The following is a 22,555-nucleotide window of genomic DNA, read 5'->3' as shown; positions in this document are numbered from 1 at the left end:
ACCTATCTTAAAATTTATATTTATTCATGATGTTCATCTTCATGTGGATCTTTTTCTGTATAATCCCAAGGTTCTAAGTTATGATTAATTCTATAGTCATTTATTGCTTTATGTATAGCCTGTTCTGCAAGAACTGAGCAATGCATTTTAATTGGTGGAAGTCCATCTAAAGCTTCTGCTACAGCTTTATTTGTTAGTTCCCAAGCATCCTCTAATGATTTACCTTTTATAAGCTCAGTAGCCATACTAGAAGATGCTATTGCAGAACCACATCCAAAAGTTTTGAATTTAACATCTTCAATTTTATTTTTCTCAACCTTTAAATAGATTTTCATTATATCTCCACATTTTGGATTTCCCACTTGTCCTATACCATTTGCATCTGAAATTTCTCCAACATTTCTTGGATTAGTAAAATGTTCCATGACTTTATCACTATATATCATAATTAGTTATCCCCTTTCTTTAAAAAATCATCCCATAGTGGTGACATTTCTCTTAATCTTTTTACTACTTTAGGTACTACTTCCAAAACATAATCTACATCTTTCTCTGTAGTTTTTTCTCCTAAAGTTAATCTTAAAGAACCATGAGCTATTTCATGAGGAAGACCAATAGATAGTAATACATGAGAAGGATCTAATGATCCCGAAGTGCATGCACTACCACTAGATGCAGAAATTCCATTTGCATCTAATAACAATAATATAGATTCTCCTTCGATAAATTTGAAACAGACATTAACATTTCCAGCTAACCTATCTTTTCCTACTGGTCCATTTAATCTAGTATAAGGTACTTCCAATAATCCTTTGATCAATTTATCTCTTAATTTTGTTAATCTCTCATAATCTTTTTCCAAATTTTGATTTGCTAATTCAATAGCCTTTCCAAGTCCAACTACACCTGCAATGTTTTCTGTTCCTGCTTCTTCTTCCTCGTTCTTGTCCTCCGCCATGGATTAGATTTTCAATTCTAATACCTTTTCTTATATAAAGAACTCCGACTCCTTTTGGTCCATAAAATTTATGTGCAGCCATAGAAAGTAAATCTATATTCATTTCCTTAACATCTACTTTTTCGTGTCCAATAGCTTGAACCGCATCTGTATGGAAATATATCTTTCTTTCTCTACAAATTTCACCTATTTCTTTTATTGGCTGAATAGTTCCTATTTCATTATTAGCAAACATAACAGAAACTAAAATAGTCTTATCTGTTATAGCATTTTTCAAATCTTTAATACTAATTTTGCCATATTCATCAACTGGTAAATATGTTACTTCAAAACCATTTTTCTCTAGGAACTCACAAGTATGAAGTATAGCATGATGTTCTACTTTAGTTGTAATAATGTGATTTCCTTTATTCTTATTGGCAAAAGCTATTCCTTTCAAAGCCCAGTTATCTGCTTCTGAACCTCCTCCTGTGAAAAATACTTCACTACTTTCACAATTAATAGCCTGTGCGACTCTATCCCTTGCTAAATCTATAGCTTTTTTTGTTTCTCTTGATAAAGAATATATAGAAGAAGGATTTCCAAAATTCTGTGTAAAATACGGTAACATCTCTTCTAATACTTCTTCTTTTGTATATGTAGTTGCAGAATAATCCATATAAATTTGCTTATTATTCATGTATATCACTCCTTGTCCTCTAACGCATTAATTTTTTTATAATCATTAACTATATCTACTAATGTAACTGACTTTGTAACATTATCTATACTTTCTTTTATTTTTTTCCAAAGCAACCTTGTTGCACAACAATCAATATTATTACAAGAATGATCTTTTAAACAACTTGAAATCTCAACAGGACCTTCTAAAACTTCCATAATATCTGCAATAGTTATGTCCTCTGGTTTTGCATTTAAAACATAACCACCTTGAGCTCCCCTAATGCTTTTTATTAATCCTGCTTTTCTCAAAGGCGAAAATAGCTGTTCTAAATAGTATTCTGAAATATTTTGCCTTTGGGATATAGATTTAATAGATACAGGTTTTTCATCATCATGTACGGCTAAATCTACCATAGCCTTAACACCATATCTACCCTTGGTTGATAATTTCATTACATCACTCCTTTAAAGTCGAGTACTTTACTCTACTTTCTAAATACATATTAACAAATCCGAGTATTCTTGTCAACAATAAAAAAAGATAAATAATTTCTCCTATACTAACTATTTATCTTTACTATTCTTAATACTATCCCAATAATATTTAATTTTTTTTTCCACTTTGTTGTCACCTGAAATATAATATTCACTGTTCCTTATATTGGTTGGTAAATACTGTTGATTCACATAATTATTTTTATAATCATGTGGATACTTATACCCTAATCCTCTGCCCATTTTCTTTGCACCTTCATAATGAGCATCTTTTAAATATGGTGGAATTTCTCCTACATCTTTGATATCAACTTCATGTAAAGCCTTATCTATAGCCACAAGAACAGAATTAGATTTTGGGGCTGTAGCTAAAAGAATTACAGCTTGTGACAAAGGAATTCTTGCTTCTGGAAATCCAAGTTGCATTGCAGTATCCACACAACTTTTTACAATAGCTACAGCATTAGGATATGCCATTCCTACATCCTCACAAGAAATAACTAAAAGTCTTCTACAAATAGATATTAAATCCCCTGCCTTAACTAACCGTGCTAAATAATGTAATGATGCGTCAACATCACTTCCTCTAATAGATTTTTGAAAAGCACTCAATATATCATAATGATTATCTCCATTTTTGTCATAATTAACAACCTTAGTTTGAGTACATTCTTTAGCTATGTGTTCATCTATAATTATATTTCCATTTTCGTCTGCATTTGTAGAATAAATGCTCAATTCAACTGCATTTATTGCTCTTCTCAAATCTCCACCACTAGCTTGTGCAATATATTCTAAAGCTTGTTGCAAAAAATGTATGTTTATATTTTTAAATTCATCATTAACAATTGATATAGCTCTTCTCATTCCTGTTATCACATCATTTTTTTTAAGTGGTTTAAATTCAAATATTGTAGACCTACTTAAAATTGCTTTATATATATAATGATATGGATTTTCTGTAGTACTAGATATTAACGTTATTTTTCCATTCTCCATAAATTCTAATAATGACTGCTGCTGCTTTTTATTAAAATTTTGAATTTCGTCTAAATATAATACTATTCCATTAGCATTCATTATGTTGTCTAATTCTTGTATTATATCTTTTATGTCTTTAAGCGATGCACTTGTTGCATTTAATTTATAAAAATTTTTATTAGCCACTTTTGCTACAATATTAGCTACTGTTGTTTTTCCTACACCAGGAGGCCCATAAAAAATCATATTTGTTATTTTTCCAGAACCTAATATTCTATTTAAAATTTTTCCTTCTTGTAATAAATGTTGTTGCCCAACAACATCTTCAATTTTAATAGGTCTTATCCTATCTGCTAACGGTTTCATTTGTACCTCCTATGCCTCAAACGCCTAACACTTTTATAGCACTTTGTGCCATAATTTTATGTCCTTCTTTATTTGGATGTATACCATCTACGTAATATTCATTTATATTATGTAATTCACATTCATTAATAAAATTTTTATAGAAATCTATATATTTCAAATTTTGTTTAGTAGTAAATTCTATAATCTCTTGTCTATAAGTCTGTATTTTCTCATTTACTTTATCATAATTAATACTACTTGCCCACTTTTTTAAAGCTAACTGTGAATATGTCGGAATTTGAATTCCTATAATAGGTTGTATTTTATTATGTAAAGCTTCCTTTGTTAATTCTAAAATATTTTTTTCAACAGTTTTATAAGAATGTCCCCTAATAAAATCATTAGTTCCACCCATAATTATAACTTTATCTGGTTTATTAAGAATTACATCTTTATATGATCTAGAGAGCATGCCCACAGTAGTATCTCCGTTTATACCCTTATTAATAATATTTATATTTAGTGTATTTTTTACAATTTCACTCCATCTGTATTCTTTTGCAATCCCATACCCAAAAGTTATACTATCTCCAATACATACTATTTTCATAAAATTCCCTCATACTTCGTTATTTTAACTTTAATTCTAATTCAATCATTTCATCTTCGAAAATATTCCATGATTCATCATAATACTTATCTAACATAAACTCATGATAAAATCTTCTACCCATTAGCCTTTTTATAATATCTTTTCGCTTATATCCTTCCCTACATCGTGAAAAATCTTTTGTAATCATTTTAGCTTGTCTTGGGTTTATTTTTAATATTTCCATTATTTCTTCCATAGTATAATAATCTTTTTTTAATATATTAATCAATTTATTTTGTAAATTCACTTTGTATTTAATATCTATCTTTCTATTTTTATGTGGACCTTCTTTTCCCCTATGATGTTCAGAACAAAGATATATATAATTTAATGGAAAATCTAAGCCACCTTGATTTTTAAATACAATATGATGTTTTTCGCCTTGTTTTCCACATATTACACATTGTTTCAAAAACATACCTCCTAAACTCAAAAATCTCATATATATTAAATTTTAATATATCCTATTCTAACTATAATTTTATATATAAAGTTAAAAATTATCAACTCACCTTACATATTTTTTTGAAAAATAATTTATATGAATTTTATTTTTCCAAAATAAACTATTTCTATTCATATAGCTTACTTGACAAATAAAAAAGACTATTGACTTATATCAATAGCCTCTTAGCTTCAACAACTAAAATCTTGATCTATTTTGGTTTCTTTGTTGTTTTCTTGCTCTTCTACATTCTGGACATCTTTTTGGTTCATTTTCAAATCCTTTTTCTTTATAGAATTGTTGTTCACCTTCTGTAAATAAGAATTCTTTACCACAATCTGCACAGATTAATTTCTTATCTGCCATAATTTCACCTCCTAATTCCTAGGATTTAACCTTAAAAACACTTATCCCTGGAACCAGGAGTAACGTATCTTTAAAATGTTAAACCACTCACTACTATATTATATCATGTATAATTATGTTAATCAATATAAACAAAACTAATACAAAATAGATAAAATGGTTATATATACATAGCAATAGGAATTATTTCTATTAATGTACCTTCTGTTTCTAAAATTTTCTTATTATTTACATTAAAAGAATCCCTATTTTTTAAAAATCGTTTTTTGAATACTTCAAAACACTTATCATCTAAATAATCCAAATATGTTCCACTCAACATATCTATTTTTTTATTCCTTTTATCTCTATTTACTTTTATAGCTTTTCCAAATATAGTTACATTTCCGTCAATTAGATATTCAATGTTTTCTTCCATATATTTTCCTTGAAGTGGAACAACGATTCTTGTTTTTGTATCATATTCATATTGTGCCATATATTTTAAACTTCTATTCTCTTTATAATCATTTATATATACTTTAAGTTGTTTTAATATTTCTTGTTTAGTTTTATTACATTCATCATCTTCACCAAAAGAAAACATAATTTCTGTTTCTATAATATTTATTATATTTTCAATATTTTTAATTACTGGATCTTTTTTTAATTTACAATTAAATAGTATAAAATCACCTTCTTCTATACTAATAAGATCCCGTTGATTTTTAATAGACTTCAACAAATCATTTGATTTTAGTATATCTATAATTTCTAATAGAACTAATATTATTACAGAAATTTTTTCTTCTCTTCTGGAAAATTCACTAAGATATTGTACATCTAAATCTCCCTGCATATATTTACCATGGCATATATCACTCAAAGGAGTTCTAAATTTAATAATAGACTGTTCTTTTATATTAACACTTTCTATTTTAGCAAATTTAGCTATAACTATAGTATATAAATTATTTATAATATATTCATCTAAATAAAAGGGGATAATAACACTATTATTCATTAATTAATTATGCTCTCCCTTAAATCAGTTCTCATATATATTGTATAATACACAAAATATATTTAGAACTTGTTCTTTATTTGTTCATATAACAATCTACTATTTCACCATAATATATTACATGATAATCCTCAGCCTTATACCATTTATCTTTTATATCTTTTCTTAAAAACTTAGAACTCATCTCATGCTTATAAGCTATCTTGCACTCATATGTTAAACCACAGTTACCTATTACTGGTGATTCAACTTTCTTTCCATTTTCAACTTTTAAATTGCATTCTTCAAATTTATCAAAATCTCTTCCTGATTTTGTTCCACAAAACTTTAAAGCTTCTTTCATGTCTTCATCTAGTGGTATGCACACAGTAAAATCTTGTGCATTTTCTATAAGCTCATGAGTATACCTCTGTTTTCTTACAAGTACTGTAAACACAGGTTTTCCCCACTCAAATCCTATATTAGCCCAACCTATAGTCATAGTATTAACTTTTCCATTTTTATCTTTAACTGTTAGAAAAGCACCTTGTTTTTGTATATATTTAAATGCTTCTTGTAAATTTTCAGTATAATTTATTTCCATATTAATACCTCCTATTTTTAATAACTCAACTTTTGCAGTAAAAAAATACTGTCTAGCGAAGAAAAATAATATATTGCGTGAGAAACATTTAAAATCAATTAAGAATTAATAATTAAAAATGAATAATGAAGGTTAATTTTTGCTTTAGCAAAAATCTTTAATTATATTAGTTATTTTGCCCTAAGGCAAAATTTCCTTAATTATTAATTATTCATTATTAACTATTAATTATCTTTAAAGTAAAAGGTTTCTAAGCAAGATACCATTTCCCGCAGCGACTATTTTCATCTGCAAAAATTAAATTAAAAATTTTACACTTTACATTATATATCTAATTATAGAATAAAATTTAACATTTGTATATTTCGTAACTAAGATTACAATAATCAAAATGTCTCATCAATTATGAAAAATTTGATAAAAACATTATTACAATAGGTATAGTTATTACAGATAATAACGTAGTTATAAAAACACTTTGTGATGCAAACTTAGGATTTTTATTATAACTTTCTGCAAAAATAGAACATACTACTGCTGCAGGCATAGCCTCTACTATTACACATATATTAATAAGTAAAGAATCTACTTTCATAAGTTTTAAAATTAAAAATATAAAAAAAGGTATAACTAAAAGTCTTAAAACAGAAGCATAGTAAATAGATTTTTCTGCAAAAACATCTTTTACCTTAACCTCTGCAAGCATACTTCCTACTATTATCATAGATATAGGAGTTGTTATAGAACCTACTATTTCTAAAGTTTTTTGTATAGGATACGGTATTTTTATAGAAAATATAAAAAGTATTGTTCCAATAATAACAGCTATTATTCCTGGATTAGCTAATACCTTTTTTAAACTCTTATCGTTTTTATCTCCACTAAAAAGCATAATCCCAAAGGTCCACATAAACACATTAAATGGTATATTAAATATAGAAGCATAAAGAACTCCTACTTTACCATAAATACTTGCCAAAACAGGATAACCTATGAACCCAGTATTTGAAAATACTGTTACAAATCTCAATATATCCTTCTTGTCCTTATTTTTAGGAACTTTATTATAAAACATATTACTTAAAGGTATTAAAAATATATGTATTATTAAAGAATATATTAATATTTTTACTATATTTGACATTAGTTCCGGTGAAAATTTATAATCAAAGGATACAATAATCATAAAAGGTAATGTTATCCTAAGTAAAAGTTGAGACATACCTTTATTCATTTCACTAGTTATAATATTTCTTTTTCTTCCATAATATCCAATACCCATAACTAAAAATAATACCATAAATTGATTAATTATATTTACATTTTTCATTCAACCTTACCACCTTTTCTATAAGCACAATATATATAATATCAATTCTCATACCTTTAGTCTATATTTAAAATTTATTTAATTTTATGCATAAACTTATCATATATATCTATAGGAATATATTTTTTAGGAGATTTTTATATGAAAAATCAAACTACATCTAAACAACTCTTTAACCTTTATATTCAAGCAGAACATTATAAATTGATGATGACATTAAGTAAATTTTCAAGACAAAAAACTTTTTACAAAAAACTTATGAAGCATAATTTAGAAAAAATATATAAGATATTAACTCCTATAAATCGAAGAGAATTTACAATTGATGAACTTTCTAATTTTGATGGCTCACAAGGTAAACCTGCATACGTAGCCATAGATGGAATCGTATATGATGTAAGTTTTAATGCAAAATGGGGTGGAGGAACTCACTTTGGATTAGTATCTGGTAAAAATTTATCAAGTGAATATTTATCTTGTCATGGAGAATCAAAAAATAAATTATCCAATCTTCCTATTGTTGGAACACTAAAAAAATAATTTGGAGTGATGTACTTGTCCAATAATAAATATTGTCCTATAGTAAAATCAAAACTTAAAACAGTAGATAATATACTTGAAACCGCATTAAACAAAATACAAAATAATGAACTAAAAAAAATGAATATGATATGGCTTGAAGCTACAGGATGTTCAGGAAATATAATTTCACTATTGAATGCCTCAAATCCAAATGCACTTTATTTTTTAAAAAATATGGTAAACCTAAAATATAACAATAGTATAATGGCAGACCAAGGACAACAAGCCTTTGATCAGTTTTTAAAAACATTGAATTCAGATTTTATATTAGCAGTAGATGGTGCAGTATCTACAAAAGATAATGGTAAATATAATATAATCGCCTCATACAATGATAAACCTATAACCGCCTTACAAGCAGTGAAAATGGCTGGTGAAAAAGCTAAATACATTCTATCAGTGGGAACTTGTGCATCTTTTGGAGGAATTTCAGCCGCTAGACCAAATCCAGCTCAATGCAAAAGTGTTAAAGAAGTACTAGATAAAAATGTAATAAACTTACCTGGGTGTCCTTCAAACCCTAGATGGATAATAGGTACTGTAGCTCATTTACTTATGTATGGTATCCCTAAACTAGATAATCAAAATAGACCTATATTATTTTATGGGATAACAATACATGATATATGTCCTAGAAGATTGTTTTTCGAAAAAAAAATATTTGCTGAAAAATTAGGAGATAAAGGCTGTTTATTTAAATTAGGTTGTAGAGGACCTGTAACTCAAACAGATTGTCCAATAGGTAAATGGAACAATAAAACTAATTGGCCAATTGAAGATAATACTCCATGTATTGGATGTGCTAATGCTTACTTTCCTGATGGAATGGAACCATTTGTAAGATATTAATAAATTAAGGAGGTATTATGTCTACTAAAATAACTATTGATCCAATTACAAGAATAAGTGGGTTTTTAAGCATAAGTGTAGAAATAGACAAAAATAAAATAATAAATGCTGAGTGTTCAGGAACTCTCTTTAGAGGTTTTGAAAAAATGCTTAGAGGACGTAATCCCCTAGATGCCATTTATTTCACACAACGTATATGCGGAATATGTTCTACTGCTCACTCTATGTCCTCCTCTCTCGCACTAGAGGATGCTTTAAATGTTACTCCAAGTTACAATGGTAAAATATTAAGAGATATAATGCATGGATGCGAATTTTTACAAAATCATATTAGACATTTTTATTTATATACTCTTCCTGATTTTGTGAAATGTTCTAATATTTCGCCTTTATATCCTACAGAAGAAATTGATTTTAGAATTCCTGAAGATTTAAGCAAAAAAATTGGAGAAAATTATGCAAAATCCTTTGAATTCAGTAAAATGGCTCATGATATGCTAGCACTCTTAGGCGGAAAAGCTCCTCATAATCATGGTATTTTTGTTGGAGGAGCCACAGTAAATGTTGATTCTTATAAAATTGTACAATTAAAGTCAATGCTATCATATATAAAAAATTTTGTAAGCAATAATATGCTTAATGATTTTAATATAGTTGCACAATATTATAATGATTATTTTAAAAATGGAGTTGGTTACAAAAATTTAATGTCTTATGGTGTTTATGATTCTTATAATGAGGAAAATCTAACTTATGTAAAACCAGGGGTATTAATTAATGGTGATTTTCAAAATTTTATGCCTCATGAAATAAGTGAAAATATACATTATTCTTGGTATGATAATAATACTAATAATATTCTCCCTGGAAGTTCTCCACTTGAAAGTAATTTATCTAAAAAACAAGGTTATTCTTTTATAAAATCTCCAAGATACAATGGTTATCCAATGGAAGTTGGCCCTTTAGCTAGAATGATATTGAGTAAAAATTATCCAATACAGATTTCTACTATGGATAGAACAAAAGCAAGAGTTCTTGAATCAATAAAAATAGCAAATATATTAGATGGATTAATTGATAAATTAACTTTAGGGTCATGCGGTCAAAAAATATATGAAATTCCAACTAAAGCTTTTGGAAGAGGGTTAATCGATACAACTAGAGGTTGTTTAGGTCACTGGATTTCTATAGTAAATAAAAAAATTGATACTTATGATATTATAACCCCTACTGCTTGGAATTTATCACCTAAAGATTCAAAAGGGGGATATGGCCCCATTGAAAAATCCTTAATAGGAACATATATTAGTGATGAAAAAAATCCAATTGAAATAGGTAGAATCGTTCGCTCCTTTGATCCTTGTGTATCTTGCGCAACACATGTTATAACAAACAATTATTCTTCTAAAAATATTCAAATTGTTTAGAGTAAAATCATGAATAAAAAATTAATTGCTATTGGTAATCCCTTAATGGGAGATGACTCTATCGGTATAAAGATTGCAAATACATTAAAGACTCAATTGGATAAATTAAACATTGAAGTTATAATTGGCGAAACTGATATAGATTACTGTCTAAATGCTATTGAAGATAATGATTTTGTAATAATTTTAGATTCTACCAAATATAATATTAATCCTGGAACTGTTACTATTACTTCATTCAAAAGCAAAAAACATTTTGACAAACATCACAATGTAAATTATTTCTCACTACATGGTTATAATTTAATAGATTTAATAAATTTAAACCACATACACATAAGAGGATATTTAATTGGAATAGAATCTTGTTCAATAGATTTTAACCTAAATTTAAGTCCAATACTCGAAAAAAGTTTTAATAACATATGTACTAAAATATATAAAAAAATAGTGAATATATTAAACAGTGAAACTATTTAGTATGTATAATTTTATTAGAACACGTTTTATAAAGTACTATACTAAGAAATTTTTTTAAGTAAAAAGTACAAAGTATAAAGCACAAATAAGGTAAATTTTCAAAAACAAGCTTTTGAAAATTTATTTTAATAAAAGTTTTTCTTCAAGAAAAACATCCTTATTATACTTTATACTTTAAACTTTCTACTTTATCATAACTCCTTTATTCCAATCACTGTTCTTTCCCTAAGTATTTACTCTACAGCTTGTAATTACTTTATTGTCACTATAATTTTTTATCCTAATTTAACAATATTGCATTTTTCTTTCCTTAAAATATACAGATTTCAAATTACATGTTTCTATCATTTCACTAGCTGTTTTAAAGTAATTAGCTATATTTTCTTTCCTGTGTGCATCTGAACCTAATACTACATATTTTCCACCTAATTCATTGTATCTTTTATATATTTCTATTAAATTTTTTGTTGAAAAAGAATTGTTTAATCTTCTTGTATTTAATTCTAATACTATTCCCTTATCAATTATCAATTTTAAAATTTCATCTAAAAATTCACTATATTCACTATAATATAATTCCTTATCTTCATATCTTGCATACCTAGCTATATAATCTATATGCCCTAAACTGTCTATAAAGTTATATACTTTTAAGCATTTAATCATTTCATTAAAATAACTCTCATAAACTTCCTTTTTACTTCTTCCTCTATAAAACTCTTCAACATAAATATCAATATTATTAACTAAATGTACAGATCCAATAACATAATCAAATTCATATTTTTGTTGAAGTCTATTACTTTCCTCTATGCAATCCATCTTCATTCCCATTTCAATTCCCAATAAAAAATTATTATTTCTATAATTAGAATAATTCTTAAAGTATTCTTCTACATCAAATATAAATTTGTTTTTTATAGGAAACTTTAAATCCATATGCTCTGTTATTACTGCTCCCATATTTAATTCTCTCATTCTTTTAACAACTTCTTCAATTGACATATCTGAATCTGAAGAATATTTTGTATGTATATGACTATCAAACATACTTTTCCCTCCCATTATATTTTAAAATCTTCCTTAAGTGCATTTTACACCAAAATAAAAAGCTGTCAATCAATATAATCAACAGCTTTTCTTAATATATTAATTTCAAAATATAAATTCACTAGATATAGTGTTATCTAACTTAGAAATTAGCTAGAACAGGCTGGTTATATTTTGAAATTATTAAATTTCTCAGATTAGATGTGAACTTAACTCTTTTTACTATGATACATAATATTTTTTTATATAAGGTGATGTCATTGCTCTTAGAAGACATCCATAATCAACATGAAAATCTACAATATCACCCAGTTTAAAATTTTCTTTGCAATCAGTAATATCTAAAATTAAGTGATCACTACTTCCACCTAATATCTTTATATTCTTATTTACTGGAAATGTTCCATCTATTTTTATATCTTGTCTTCCCATTGCTATAATTGCTCTTTTTCTTATACCCATATCTTCAAAATGAGGCACTTGTCCAAAAGCATCCATTCCAATTTTACCTTTTGGGACAGATGGTTTTTGTTTTATTTCTACAATTTCACCTTTTAACACAAAACAATCATTATAACATCCTGGTATGCACTCTCCATAAGCTGTTTCTCTTCCTAAAACAATTCCTTCACCAATTCTTAATTGATTTATTCCTTCTGGAATTGTATCATTTATTACCATATACATACTACTAGAATTACCACCAGAGACAATTGGTAAGTCTACATTCAATTCAGATTTAATTTTATTTTTTATTTGTACTAACATTCCTAAATTTTTTTCATCTGGTATAATTCCTCCATAACATGTAAGATTAGTACCAATTCCACAAAGTTTTATATTTTCTAACTTAACTATTTTTCTTACTAAAGATATGACGTCTTTTTCTAATACACCTTCTCTTAAATCTCCTAAATCTATCATCAATATTACACTATGAATTTTTTTTAATTTTTTACATGCTATTGATAATTCCTTTATAGTATCAAATTCTGAATTTAAACTTATATCTGAAAATCTTACAACTTTTTGTGACATACTTTCCATTGGAATTCTTAAAAGCATTTTTCTACAAGAAAACTCTTTTAGTTTTGCTAAATTATCTATTCTAGAGTCACCAATTAATTCAACGCCTCCATCTAACATAGCTTTTACAATTGACTTTTGAGCACAAAATACTTTAGTAACACCTACTACGTGTATCCCCTTTTTCTTACACATAGATACAATCTTCTTTGTATTATACGTAATTTTAGATAAATCAATTTCCATACAAGGATAAATTATGGACATATATACTCCCCTTCTTAATTTATTTCATATAACTCAACTTTCTCAGAACAAAAATACTACTTAGCGAAGGGAAATGATATATTGTTTAAATAGTTAACAGTTGCTAGAGGACAGTTGACAGTTCGAGGACACCTTTCTACTAACGTAGAAAGTTTTTAATTAGGTATTTTGTTTAAAAACAAAATTCACTTATCTTATTACTATATTTAATAAAAGTTTTTCTGCAATAAAAGCATCCTTTACTATCCACTGTCAACTGTAAACTGTCCACTGATAAAGGCTTAGAACTTGTTACTGAAGTAAAAGATTTCTAAGCAAGATATCATTTCCCGCAGCGGTTGTTTTTCACCTGCGAAAGTTGAACTATAATTACTAAATACTCAAACTCTTTTGTAATAGTTTTGCTGCTGCCTCTTTATTTTCCTTACTTAGAACTCCTGCACAAGCCATTATATACATACTATCAATCAATATTTTTGCCTCTTTCCTAGGGAACATGGTCAAATCATCTTTTGAATATCTTATATTACTTAAAATATCTTTTCCTCCTTCTAACCTAGTTAATGCTCCACCAGTACCTACAATATATTTGACTTGTGACAAATCTTTACCATATGCTATAAACTTTCTTCCTGCACCATAAATTCTTTTTATATAACCCACATGCCTATTTAACGACATGTTAACTGCTTTATTCGTTAAAATCAAACTACACTTTTTTTCCTCAACTGTAGTTGGTATAGGTTTTATATTTTTAACTATATATTCTTTATCTATTCCTTTTAAATCAACATCATCAAGTAAATCAATAACATTTTTACTATTTACATATACTCCAAGATCTCCTTCAACAGTTCGTTTTGCTTTTGGCTCTGGACTTACTAATATATCTTGAATTTCACTAGCACCCTCAGTCACAGAATGTACATCAGTTGTTGCTCCTCCAACATCAAATACTACAACATCTCCTAAAATTTCATAAAGCAATTTAGCACTCTGCATTACTGCACCTGGTGTTGGCATAATAACTCCATTTACCATTTCTTTTATCTTATCCATGCCAGGAGCCTTTATTATATTATTTTCAAAAGCAATTTGTATAACTTTTCTTGCAGGTTCCACATTTAATTCATCAATTTTAGGATAAACATTATCAATTATATAGATTTCTTGTCCTTCAAATATTTCTTTAATTTCTTCTCTATTAGCTATATTTCCACAATATACAACTGGAATACCTAAATTTTCTTCTCTTATAAGTTCAGCATTGTAAAGTGCTGTTTCTCTTTCCCCAAAATCAGTTCCACCTGCTATCATTATTAAGTTTGGTTGTATTTTCTTTATACGTCTTACATCGCTTTTCCTTAATTTACCTGATGTAACCATTTTAATAATACCACCTGCACCTAATGCAGCTTCTCTTGCAGCTTTTACTGTCATATCTTGTACAAGACCATGTACTGTTATTTTTAACCCTCCAGCTGCACTACTAGTTGCAAGCATTTTATTCCATTCTATTTTTTGTCCTAGCTTACTTTCAATTTCATTTATTGCACTTTTCAAACCTACAGTTACATCCCCATCTAAAACTGTAGTATAGTGCTTACCTTGAGCAACCAATATATTGCTGTTTTTAAAATCCAGTGCACTTACTACAGTAGTAGTACTACCTATCTCTGCAATCAAATAGTCTACTTTCATAATTTATCATTCCTTATTTTCAATTCTCTTTTTAAGAGTCTCTACTATAAATGATGCAACATCATTTCCATGTGAACCTCTTCCAAATCCAACATCCATACCATTGGCTTTAGCTATTTCATCTGTAACTTGTGTACCACCTGAAACAAGAATAAGTTTATCTCTTACACCTTTCTCAATACATAAGTTACTTATTTTTTTCATATTTTTTGTGTGAACATCATTATGAGTAATTATTGTACTTGCCAATATTGCCTGTGCTTTAGTTTCAATTGCAGCATCTATTAATTTTTCAACTGGACATGATGTTCCAAGATATACACACTCTATTCCATATTTTTCAATACCACCATGTTTAATATCAATTATTTCTCTTAATCCCACAGAATGTTCATCTTCTCCTACCGTAGCTGCAACAACTTTTAAAGGTTTATTTTTAACAAATCCTCTTATTTCCTCATCACTTAAGACATGTTTTTTCTTTGGAACTTTAAGTTTTGATTTATCTATTTCAAAATTAACTCTTCCTTTTACTTCTAAATAAGTTCCTTCACAATTCTGCATAACTTGTTTGTGTATAACCTCTACATCTGTTAAATTCATTCTTTTACCTATTTCAATAGCTGCCGCTTCACTTATACGTTCATTTTCAGGAAGAAACATATTAATTGTTACAAATCCATCTTTTTTCCATTCAACTTCGGGTTTTATTGTATTGCTATCCTTAACTTGTTCCAATCTATTATTAACATTATCATTTTCATCTAGTTCATCTATAAATTGAATTTTTTCATGGTTACAAAATGTACATCCATCTATTGCACTACAAGGTTTTTCCCCTTTATACTTATCTGGTATATTATTGTAGCCAAAATGATCACATACTGGTGCAAAATACTCCTTATCTCTTGGAATAACTGTATCTGCAGCAACACCTTTATCTATCTTTCTTGCAATTCCATCTCCATTTCTTTCAGGATAAGCTCCTGAATCAACAAAGAATCCTTCTTCAACAGCTTTAAAGTACCCTCCAACTTCTAATATTTCTTCAAGAAACAATATAGCTTTCTCTTTTAGTTCTCTTATTTTATTAGGCAAATAGCCATCTTTTTTTAGTTCTACCATTTCTTTAAGTCCATCCATACCAATCAAAGCTTGTTTTGCTGTATTAATAGCATGTATACTATTATAATGCCAAGGAACATTTCTACCCTCATCAGGTGTTATTGTACTTTGAATATCTGCAGACGTAAGTTTTGAAATAAGTATATCTAAAGTATGTGTAACAGTTGCTTCTCTTGTACATGACTCCATGTATTTAGTGTTCATTTGAGCTCTCATCTTATAATCTTTAAACAGTTGCCTTAATGCTACAGCATATGGAAGATCTAACTTTAAGCATGGTGCAGGTGGTGCTGTAGGTGGAACTGTAGATAAAGATATATTTTCTTTTTTCATTCCTACCATTTCAGAATATTTAGCATTAATAGCATGCTGCACCATAAGTTCTGGCATTACATTATACCCTTTCATAGCTGTTGCATTAGCATTATGTGCTCCATCAATTTGAAGCATATCAGCGTAAGCCATTATCCTTTTTGCTACTGCAGCATCAACAAAAGATCTTACCATATTAATATTTCTATATAATACATTATATTGAGGATCTTGATGAGCCCCGTTTACTCCTTCTTCTGCAAACATTACAGCTATATCTGGTCCTGCTACTCCTGATACATAAGAATGAAAATTTATTTCTCTTCCTACTTCTTCTTCTATCATATCAAGAGCTTTTCTTGTTGCTCTTACTTGTTTTCTTGTTATAGGCACTCCTCCTACTCCCTCTGGAGTACCTTCTATAAGTCCATCATAGTGACTTTGACCTGCTGTTCTTATAACCATTATGTGATCTGCCCCATGCCATGCAGCCATCCTCATTCTTCTAATATCATCTTCAAATCTTCCAGAAGCTATTTCTGAAGTTATAACCGGCATAGGTTGTGGATCTATGTTTTGAAAACTTCTAGAAGCTGGCAGTGGTCTGCTGTTCTTTAAAGGTTTTGAAATTTCACTATAAGTAAATTCTCCTACAGGTTTATTATATTTTTCTCTCCAATGCCATCCTCTTCTTTTAGGTTTATACTTATCTAAATCTTTTAATATCTCTTCTACATCTATTTTTTCATTTATTTCTAAATTGTTTTTCTTATTCAATCAACTTCCCTCCCATCTTTTCACCAATTTCTTGCCATCCTTTACCTTCACTTAATTCTCTGCCAGCACACAAATAATCTATATCTTTCATATCTGCATATTCCAAAACCACATGTCCTATACCCTTACCAAGCAAATTCCATTTTGATCCATACTTAACTATTTCACCAGCTTCTAAGCTAGAAAATCCCATTCTTAAAAGTACTGAACGTTCTATTGAAGGTGAAGTATGATTATAAGCTAAATCAACCATAGGCTTAACAATTTGTTCTGTTAAATTCCAAAATCTATCGTATAATTCCTCATCACTTAAATTTTTTAAGTGTTCTTCTTCTTTTTTCAAAATCGTCTTCCCTTTTCACGCTATCACTCCTTAAATTTACTATCTTACATACGCACCTAGATCTTCAATAATTTTTAAAACTTCTACCTTTGTAAGTCTTGTTTCTTCACATAAGAAATCTATATCTATATCACTTAAAATCTTATCTTCAACATGTTTTAAAGAATTTTTAATTAATGATCTTTTGTATTCATTAAGATCTCTATCTTTAATTATCAATTTTGATGGATGTTCTGGTATTATTATATTTTTACCAGGTATTTCTTCTCTTGGATCTCCTACTAATACCTTAATTCCATTTTCTTTTGCAAAAGTAAGTTGAGGCATTATGTGTTTTCCTGCTCCTGTATATTCTGTTTCTTGAACAACAACCACTTGATCATTTTCCATTTCTTGAGCTATAACAAATGCTGCTGCTAAAGATGTATTTCCTGCTGGTCCTCTTTCAAGGCCCTCCAGTTGAGCTAATAGCTCAGTCATATAAAATACCTGTCCTTGATTAACCGTTACATATCTATCCATATATCTAAGAGGTCTTGCAGCACTTCTTGGCACATCTGACCTGTCTGGCCATGTCATAAATGGTATTCCAAATCCTGTATGACCTGTTGTAAATGACTTTCTATTAAAATCATTATCTGAAGCCATATGTAGTCCTGTTAAATCTACAGATGAACCAACTATTTTAGTATCATAGGCTCCTGCTTTCTTTAATCCTCTAGCAGTTCCTGTTAAATTTCCACCACCAGCATGAGTAACAACTACAACATCTGGATCTTTTCCTATTTTTTCTCTACACTGAGTTGCAATCTCATATCCTAATGTTTCAACTCCTGCTATACCACAAGTTGAATATAAAGATGCATTATAATATCCGGTATCTTCTAATACCTTAAGAAATGTATAAAATAATTCTGGACCAACTGTAAGTTGTATTACCTCCGCTCCAAAGCATTCACATTTTCTTCCTTTTTCTATTATCTCTGGTTGACCTATTTTTCTAGAATCATAACATTCTTGTACAATTATAGATTTCAACCCTCTCATAGCTGATTGAGAAGCCACTGCTGCACCATAATTACCTGAAGTTGCAGATGCTGTTCCTATATATCCTTTCTTCTTAGCATCATATACTGATAGAGCTGCTCTCCTATCTTTAAAACTTCCAGAAGGGTTAGCACTTTCATCTTTTACAAGTATCCTAGCTGCCTTTCCTGTCTTAGATACTCTTCGAGCAAGTTCCGTTAAGTTTCTTAACTCAAGTAATGGAGTATTTCCAACACCAGTTTCTGATTGAATATTCATAACATCATTTAATGAATACCCAGTATCACGCATCATTTTTTCATAATCAAAAGAAATACTACCCTTTTCATATTTTGAATAGTCCATTCCTACAGACTTTAACATTATTTCATTTTTTCTTGACATCAACTCTTCATATTTATTCAAAACCCATTCACCTTCTCCCTATTTTTACTTATTGTTCTCAAATAATATTTTTCTAGCTTGACGTCCTATAAATGAAATTTCATTAATATATTTTCCAAAATTATGTGTATATGCAGGCTCTACTGCTGTAACTATACCTTTTTCACATCTTCCAACTAAAGTTTCTACTTCTACCTCGTCACCTATATCACAGTCACTTTTACAATTACCTTTTACCCACATTTTTAATGGAGTTACTTTAGTATCTTTAGGTATATTACAGGACCTTTCTTCTGGAGTTAAAACTATTTTTGTTACCTCTACCCAAGTTCCCTTTTTTATCATAGTCTCTACTCTCCTTTATAATAATTTATTTGATGTACAAAACTATTCTCAATTGCATGAGGGATTGGTAAATCAATCATAGATTTTAACCCTGCTCTGCTGGATACTGCAAGTGGAATCATATTAACTGCCATTGCCATTGTACCTATTCCTCCTGGAGTTTCTGGATTTATGCAAAGATGCATATCCGAATCACCTTTTATATCAATAAAATCTCCAGTTTCAACCCCTTCGCTTTGAGGATGTATTTGTTGAGGGTGTTCAAGAGTTATAATATTCTTTCCATCTTTTTTACCATAAGCAATATGACAACATCCTGCTACCATTCCTGGTTCTACTTTTACACAAGACGTTTCTCTATATGTGTTTGATATAATAGGTTCTCTTGTTTCAACAATTTCATCTATTTCAAGACCAAGTGCTTTAGCTATCATAGGGATAGATTGTCTAAAGCCTATATGTCCTACTATTGTTCCATTTTTTATTCCTTTTTCAAACTCTTCTTTTGTTGTTCCAACACCTTGAGTTTTCATAACTGTTAAACCAAATGGAGATAAGTCATTTATTCTAGATGCTCTTATAGATTCTACTTTTCTACAAGCTGCTGATAATGTAATTATTAACGTATCCAATACAAAACCAGGATTTACTCCAGTTCCCAAAATAGTAACTCCATTTTCTTTAGCTAATCTATCCATTTCTTCTGATAATTCTTTATTCACTTCATATGGATAAGCCATTTCTTCAGCAATAGTTATACAATTCATTTTGTTTTCCACTATTTCTTTTATACATGGGAAAACATTTTTTACAAAAGAATCAATAGCAAGAATAACTATATCTGCCTTATTATCTTTTATTACATCTTTAAACTCACTTTTAACTTCTACATCCATCTTTCTGCCTAACTTTAATACTTCGCCTAAATCCTTTCCAATCTTAAAAGGTGCCTTATCAACTGCTCCAACAATTTCAACATCTTTTTTATTTGTTAACATTTTTGCTATACCACTTCCCATTGCGCCAAGACCCCAAGATATTACTTTTACTTTTTCCATATATTAATCCCCCTTTAAATTTACACTAACCTTTTTGTAAATTCATATTATTAATACCTTTCAATAATTTATTCAGCAATTTCCATGCCATTTTATATAGTAATTTATCTATTTTTTTACAGTATTAATACAAAAAAACAGTATTAATTTCAAAAATACAGTGAAAATATATAAAATATTGTTTCAATTTTCAGAATAATAAAAGAAACTGCAAATTAATTTGCAGTTTCTTTTATTATTCACTCTACTTCGTTATACGAATTATTGACTATATGCAAATATTTTTGCATATACATGCCTAATTTACGGCATTTTTTCTTTACAACCTGTATTTTTTAATTTTATACTGTAAACTTTGACGAGAAATCTTCAATCTTTTAGATGCTTTAGTTATATTATAGTTCTGTTTTTTTAATTCTCTTTCTATTACTTTTTTTTCTATACTCATTAAATATTCATTTAGAGATACTTCATTTAAATCATATTCACTAGCAAAACTTTTTTCATCTTGTCCTATTGCCTTACTATCAAAATATTCTCTTGATAAAATTTTTTCTCCATCACTCATATTCATAGCATATTCAATGACATTTCTTAATTCTCTAACATTTCCTGGCCAATCATATTGTAAGAATTTATTCATAACTTTATCTTGTATACTTTTTACATTTTTCCCAAGTATTTTATTATAATATTTTATGAAATGTTGACTCAATAGTTCTATGTCTTCCTTACGTTTTCTTAATGGAGGTACATTAATCTTTATAACACTTAATCTATAATAAAAATCTTTTCGTAATTTTCCCTCTTTTATTAATTTTTTAGGATTTTCATTTAATGTAGCTATTATTCTTACATCTATATCTATAGTCTTATTACTTCCTATAGGCCTTATATATCCTTCTTGAAGTACCCTTAATAATTTAGATTGAAGATATGAATCCATAGAATTAATTTCATCTAAAAGAATAGTTCCTCTATTAGCAATTTCAAATAATCCCTTTTTATTCTCTGAGCCTGTAAAACTCCCTTTTGTTGTACCAAATAACATTCCTTCGAGAAGACTACTAGGAATTGCAGCACAATTTATTGGTACAAATGGTTTATTACTTCTTATTCCATTATAGTGAATGCTTTGTGCAAATACTTCTTTTCCACAACCTGTCTCTCCATATATAAGTACTGATGAATTCGACAAACTGGCTCTCATTGCTTTACTAACAGCCTCTCTAATAGATTTACTTTTTCCTATTATATCATTGAAATGATAATTAGTTTTTTCTCCTTTTTCAGAAGATTGTAGCTTACACAATTTTTCATTTAACTCTTTGATTTGGGTCATATTTTTTGCAATTTCAATGGAAGCAATAACTTTGTGTTTATAGACAACTGGTACTGTTGTATTAATAGTAATGATTTTCTTTCCGTATAAGCTGCTGTATCTTTGTATAACATCTTTAATTTTTTTTCCACTTTTTAAACATCTCATAATTGTTGAACTATCCTCATTTACCCCTTGTAAATATTCATCAATCCTTTTGCCTATAACTTCACTCTTTTTTAATCCTTCAATTTGCTCCATAGCCTCATTATAATAAACTGTTTTGCCTTCTTTATTAACAATATGAATACCTAATTCCAAATTATCAATTAAACTTTTTAATATTGCTCCAGTTTCAAGCATTGTATCCCCCCTGGTCATATAAACTCTATTTTAAAAATAATCATTATATTTTGAAAATTTATTATTTTATGTAAATTGTTTTTGTAATTATATTATACTACATATTTATTTTTATTTCCTTTTACTGGTTTTTAGATTTTATATTAAAAATATACTACTTTATATCTTATAACTTTTGTAACAAATATTCTTTATTAAACTTTTCTTTTTAACCAAAAAATTCAGTTATTAAAAAATTATAAAAATAATTGAAATATTAATGGATTATATTATA

The 22,555-nt window shown here is 28.3% G+C and carries 22 protein-coding genes and 1 pseudogene; 4 read left to right on the top strand and 19 right to left on the bottom strand.

Annotation, left to right across the window (positions count from 1 at the left end; genetic code table 11):
- Nucleotides 1–20 precede the first annotated feature (20 nt).
- The 10 genes and pseudogenes from nifU to ACFIJ5_RS06245 form a co-directional block, all read right to left on the bottom strand.
- Nucleotides 21–446 carry a Fe-S cluster assembly scaffold protein NifU gene (nifU, locus tag ACFIJ5_RS06290; protein WP_379805134.1) on the bottom strand — a complete coding sequence of 142 codons (426 nt, stop codon included), beginning with the start codon at nt 444–446 and terminating at the stop codon, nt 21–23.
- Between the two features lie 2 nt (nt 447–448).
- Nucleotides 449–1,568: pseudogene (gene nifS, locus ACFIJ5_RS06285) on the bottom strand (cysteine desulfurase NifS).
- Nucleotides 1,569–1,642: 74 nt separating this feature from the next.
- Nucleotides 1,643–2,074: an RrF2 family transcriptional regulator gene (locus ACFIJ5_RS06280; protein WP_379805132.1), complete on the bottom strand. Its 432-nt coding sequence runs from the start codon at nt 2,072–2,074 to the stop codon at nt 1,643–1,645.
- A gap of 111 nt (nt 2,075–2,185) precedes the next feature.
- A complete protein-coding gene (locus ACFIJ5_RS06275; RefSeq protein ID WP_379805130.1) occupies nt 2,186–3,463 on the bottom strand; it encodes a replication-associated recombination protein A in 1,278 nt (425 codons plus the stop codon).
- A gap of 16 nt (nt 3,464–3,479) precedes the next feature.
- Nucleotides 3,480–4,055 carry a GDSL-type esterase/lipase family protein gene (locus ACFIJ5_RS06270; protein ID WP_379805127.1) on the bottom strand — a complete coding sequence of 192 codons (576 nt, stop codon included), beginning with the start codon at nt 4,053–4,055 and terminating at the stop codon, nt 3,480–3,482.
- Between the two features lie 19 nt (nt 4,056–4,074).
- The gene (locus tag ACFIJ5_RS06265) at nt 4,075–4,509 is read right to left on the bottom strand and encodes an HNH endonuclease (RefSeq protein WP_379805125.1); all 435 of its coding nucleotides are present in this window, start codon (nt 4,507–4,509) and stop codon (nt 4,075–4,077) included.
- A 231-nt stretch (nt 4,510–4,740) separates the two neighbouring features.
- Nucleotides 4,741–4,908, bottom strand: a complete 168-nt coding sequence (locus ACFIJ5_RS06260; protein ID WP_379805123.1) for a zinc-ribbon domain-containing protein — start codon at nt 4,906–4,908, stop codon at nt 4,741–4,743.
- A 160-nt stretch (nt 4,909–5,068) separates the two neighbouring features.
- Complete coding sequence (locus ACFIJ5_RS06255) at nt 5,069–5,911, bottom strand: DUF6414 family protein (protein WP_379805121.1); 843 nt, start codon at nt 5,909–5,911, stop codon at nt 5,069–5,071.
- A 76-nt stretch (nt 5,912–5,987) separates the two neighbouring features.
- Nucleotides 5,988–6,494, bottom strand: a complete 507-nt coding sequence (locus ACFIJ5_RS06250; protein WP_379805118.1) for a flavin reductase family protein — start codon at nt 6,492–6,494, stop codon at nt 5,988–5,990.
- Nucleotides 6,495–6,897: 403 nt separating this feature from the next.
- Nucleotides 6,898–7,824, bottom strand: coding sequence for an AEC family transporter (locus tag ACFIJ5_RS06245; protein WP_379805116.1), 927 nt, complete (start codon nt 7,822–7,824; stop codon nt 6,898–6,900).
- A 141-nt stretch (nt 7,825–7,965) separates the two neighbouring features.
- Here ACFIJ5_RS06245 and ACFIJ5_RS06240 point away from each other — a divergent pair, with 141 nt between their 5' ends.
- From ACFIJ5_RS06240 to ACFIJ5_RS06225, 4 genes are read left to right on the top strand one after another with little or no spacing between them, the layout of a single operon-like run.
- A complete protein-coding gene (locus ACFIJ5_RS06240) occupies nt 7,966–8,364 on the top strand; it encodes a cytochrome b5 domain-containing protein (protein ID WP_379805113.1) in 399 nt (132 codons plus the stop codon).
- A gap of 9 nt (nt 8,365–8,373) precedes the next feature.
- Nucleotides 8,374–9,255, top strand: coding sequence for a hydrogenase small subunit (locus tag ACFIJ5_RS06235; RefSeq protein ID WP_379805110.1), 882 nt, complete (start codon nt 8,374–8,376; stop codon nt 9,253–9,255).
- A 17-nt stretch (nt 9,256–9,272) separates the two neighbouring features.
- The gene (locus ACFIJ5_RS06230) at nt 9,273–10,682 is read left to right on the top strand and encodes a nickel-dependent hydrogenase large subunit (RefSeq protein WP_379805108.1); all 1,410 of its coding nucleotides are present in this window, start codon (nt 9,273–9,275) and stop codon (nt 10,680–10,682) included.
- Between the two features lie 9 nt (nt 10,683–10,691).
- Complete coding sequence (locus tag ACFIJ5_RS06225; protein WP_379805106.1) at nt 10,692–11,162, top strand: hydrogenase maturation protease; 471 nt, start codon at nt 10,692–10,694, stop codon at nt 11,160–11,162.
- Between the two features lie 285 nt (nt 11,163–11,447).
- On the opposite strand, the gene ACFIJ5_RS06220 is transcribed toward ACFIJ5_RS06225, so the two are convergent.
- The 9 genes from ACFIJ5_RS06220 to ACFIJ5_RS06180 all read right to left on the bottom strand — a co-directional run bounded on the left by ACFIJ5_RS06220 (nt 11,448) and on the right by ACFIJ5_RS06180 (nt 22,281).
- Nucleotides 11,448–12,212 carry a histidinol phosphate phosphatase gene (locus tag ACFIJ5_RS06220; protein WP_379805104.1) on the bottom strand — a complete coding sequence of 255 codons (765 nt, stop codon included), beginning with the start codon at nt 12,210–12,212 and terminating at the stop codon, nt 11,448–11,450.
- Between the two features lie 222 nt (nt 12,213–12,434).
- Nucleotides 12,435–13,505 carry an ornithine racemase Orr gene (gene orr, locus ACFIJ5_RS06215; RefSeq protein WP_379805101.1) on the bottom strand — a complete coding sequence of 357 codons (1,071 nt, stop codon included), beginning with the start codon at nt 13,503–13,505 and terminating at the stop codon, nt 12,435–12,437.
- A 372-nt stretch (nt 13,506–13,877) separates the two neighbouring features.
- On the bottom strand, nt 13,878–15,206 hold the full coding sequence (locus ACFIJ5_RS06210; protein WP_379805098.1) for a GlmL-related ornithine degradation protein: 1,329 nt from the start codon (nt 15,204–15,206) through the stop codon (nt 13,878–13,880).
- Nucleotides 15,207–15,212: 6 nt separating this feature from the next.
- A complete protein-coding gene (gene oraE / locus ACFIJ5_RS06205) occupies nt 15,213–17,420 on the bottom strand; it encodes a D-ornithine 4,5-aminomutase subunit OraE (RefSeq protein WP_379805096.1) in 2,208 nt (735 codons plus the stop codon).
- A complete protein-coding gene (locus ACFIJ5_RS06200; protein ID WP_379805094.1) occupies nt 17,413–17,763 on the bottom strand; it encodes an ornithine aminomutase subunit alpha in 351 nt (116 codons plus the stop codon). Before ACFIJ5_RS06200 ends, oraE begins: the two co-directional genes overlap by 8 nt.
- A gap of 39 nt (nt 17,764–17,802) precedes the next feature.
- Nucleotides 17,803–19,215, bottom strand: coding sequence for a 2-amino-4-oxopentanoate thiolase subunit OrtB (gene ortB / locus ACFIJ5_RS06195; protein WP_379805092.1), 1,413 nt, complete (start codon nt 19,213–19,215; stop codon nt 17,803–17,805).
- Nucleotides 19,216–19,239: 24 nt separating this feature from the next.
- Nucleotides 19,240–19,539 carry a 2-amino-4-oxopentanoate thiolase subunit OrtA gene (gene ortA, locus ACFIJ5_RS06190; RefSeq protein WP_379805090.1) on the bottom strand — a complete coding sequence of 100 codons (300 nt, stop codon included), beginning with the start codon at nt 19,537–19,539 and terminating at the stop codon, nt 19,240–19,242.
- A 5-nt stretch (nt 19,540–19,544) separates the two neighbouring features.
- Nucleotides 19,545–20,597: a 2,4-diaminopentanoate dehydrogenase gene (gene ord / locus ACFIJ5_RS06185; protein WP_379805087.1), complete on the bottom strand. Its 1,053-nt coding sequence runs from the start codon at nt 20,595–20,597 to the stop codon at nt 19,545–19,547.
- Nucleotides 20,598–20,916: 319 nt separating this feature from the next.
- Nucleotides 20,917–22,281 carry a sigma-54 interaction domain-containing protein gene (locus ACFIJ5_RS06180; RefSeq protein ID WP_379805084.1) on the bottom strand — a complete coding sequence of 455 codons (1,365 nt, stop codon included), beginning with the start codon at nt 22,279–22,281 and terminating at the stop codon, nt 20,917–20,919.
- Nucleotides 22,282–22,555: the final 274 nt, after the last annotated feature.

Source organism: Haloimpatiens myeolchijeotgali, assembly GCF_042688525.2.
Taxonomy (GTDB): Bacteria; Bacillota; Clostridia; order Clostridiales; family Clostridiaceae; genus Haloimpatiens.
Note: the sequence above shows the minus strand (reverse complement) of the source record. Positions and strands in the feature narration are given on the sequence as shown.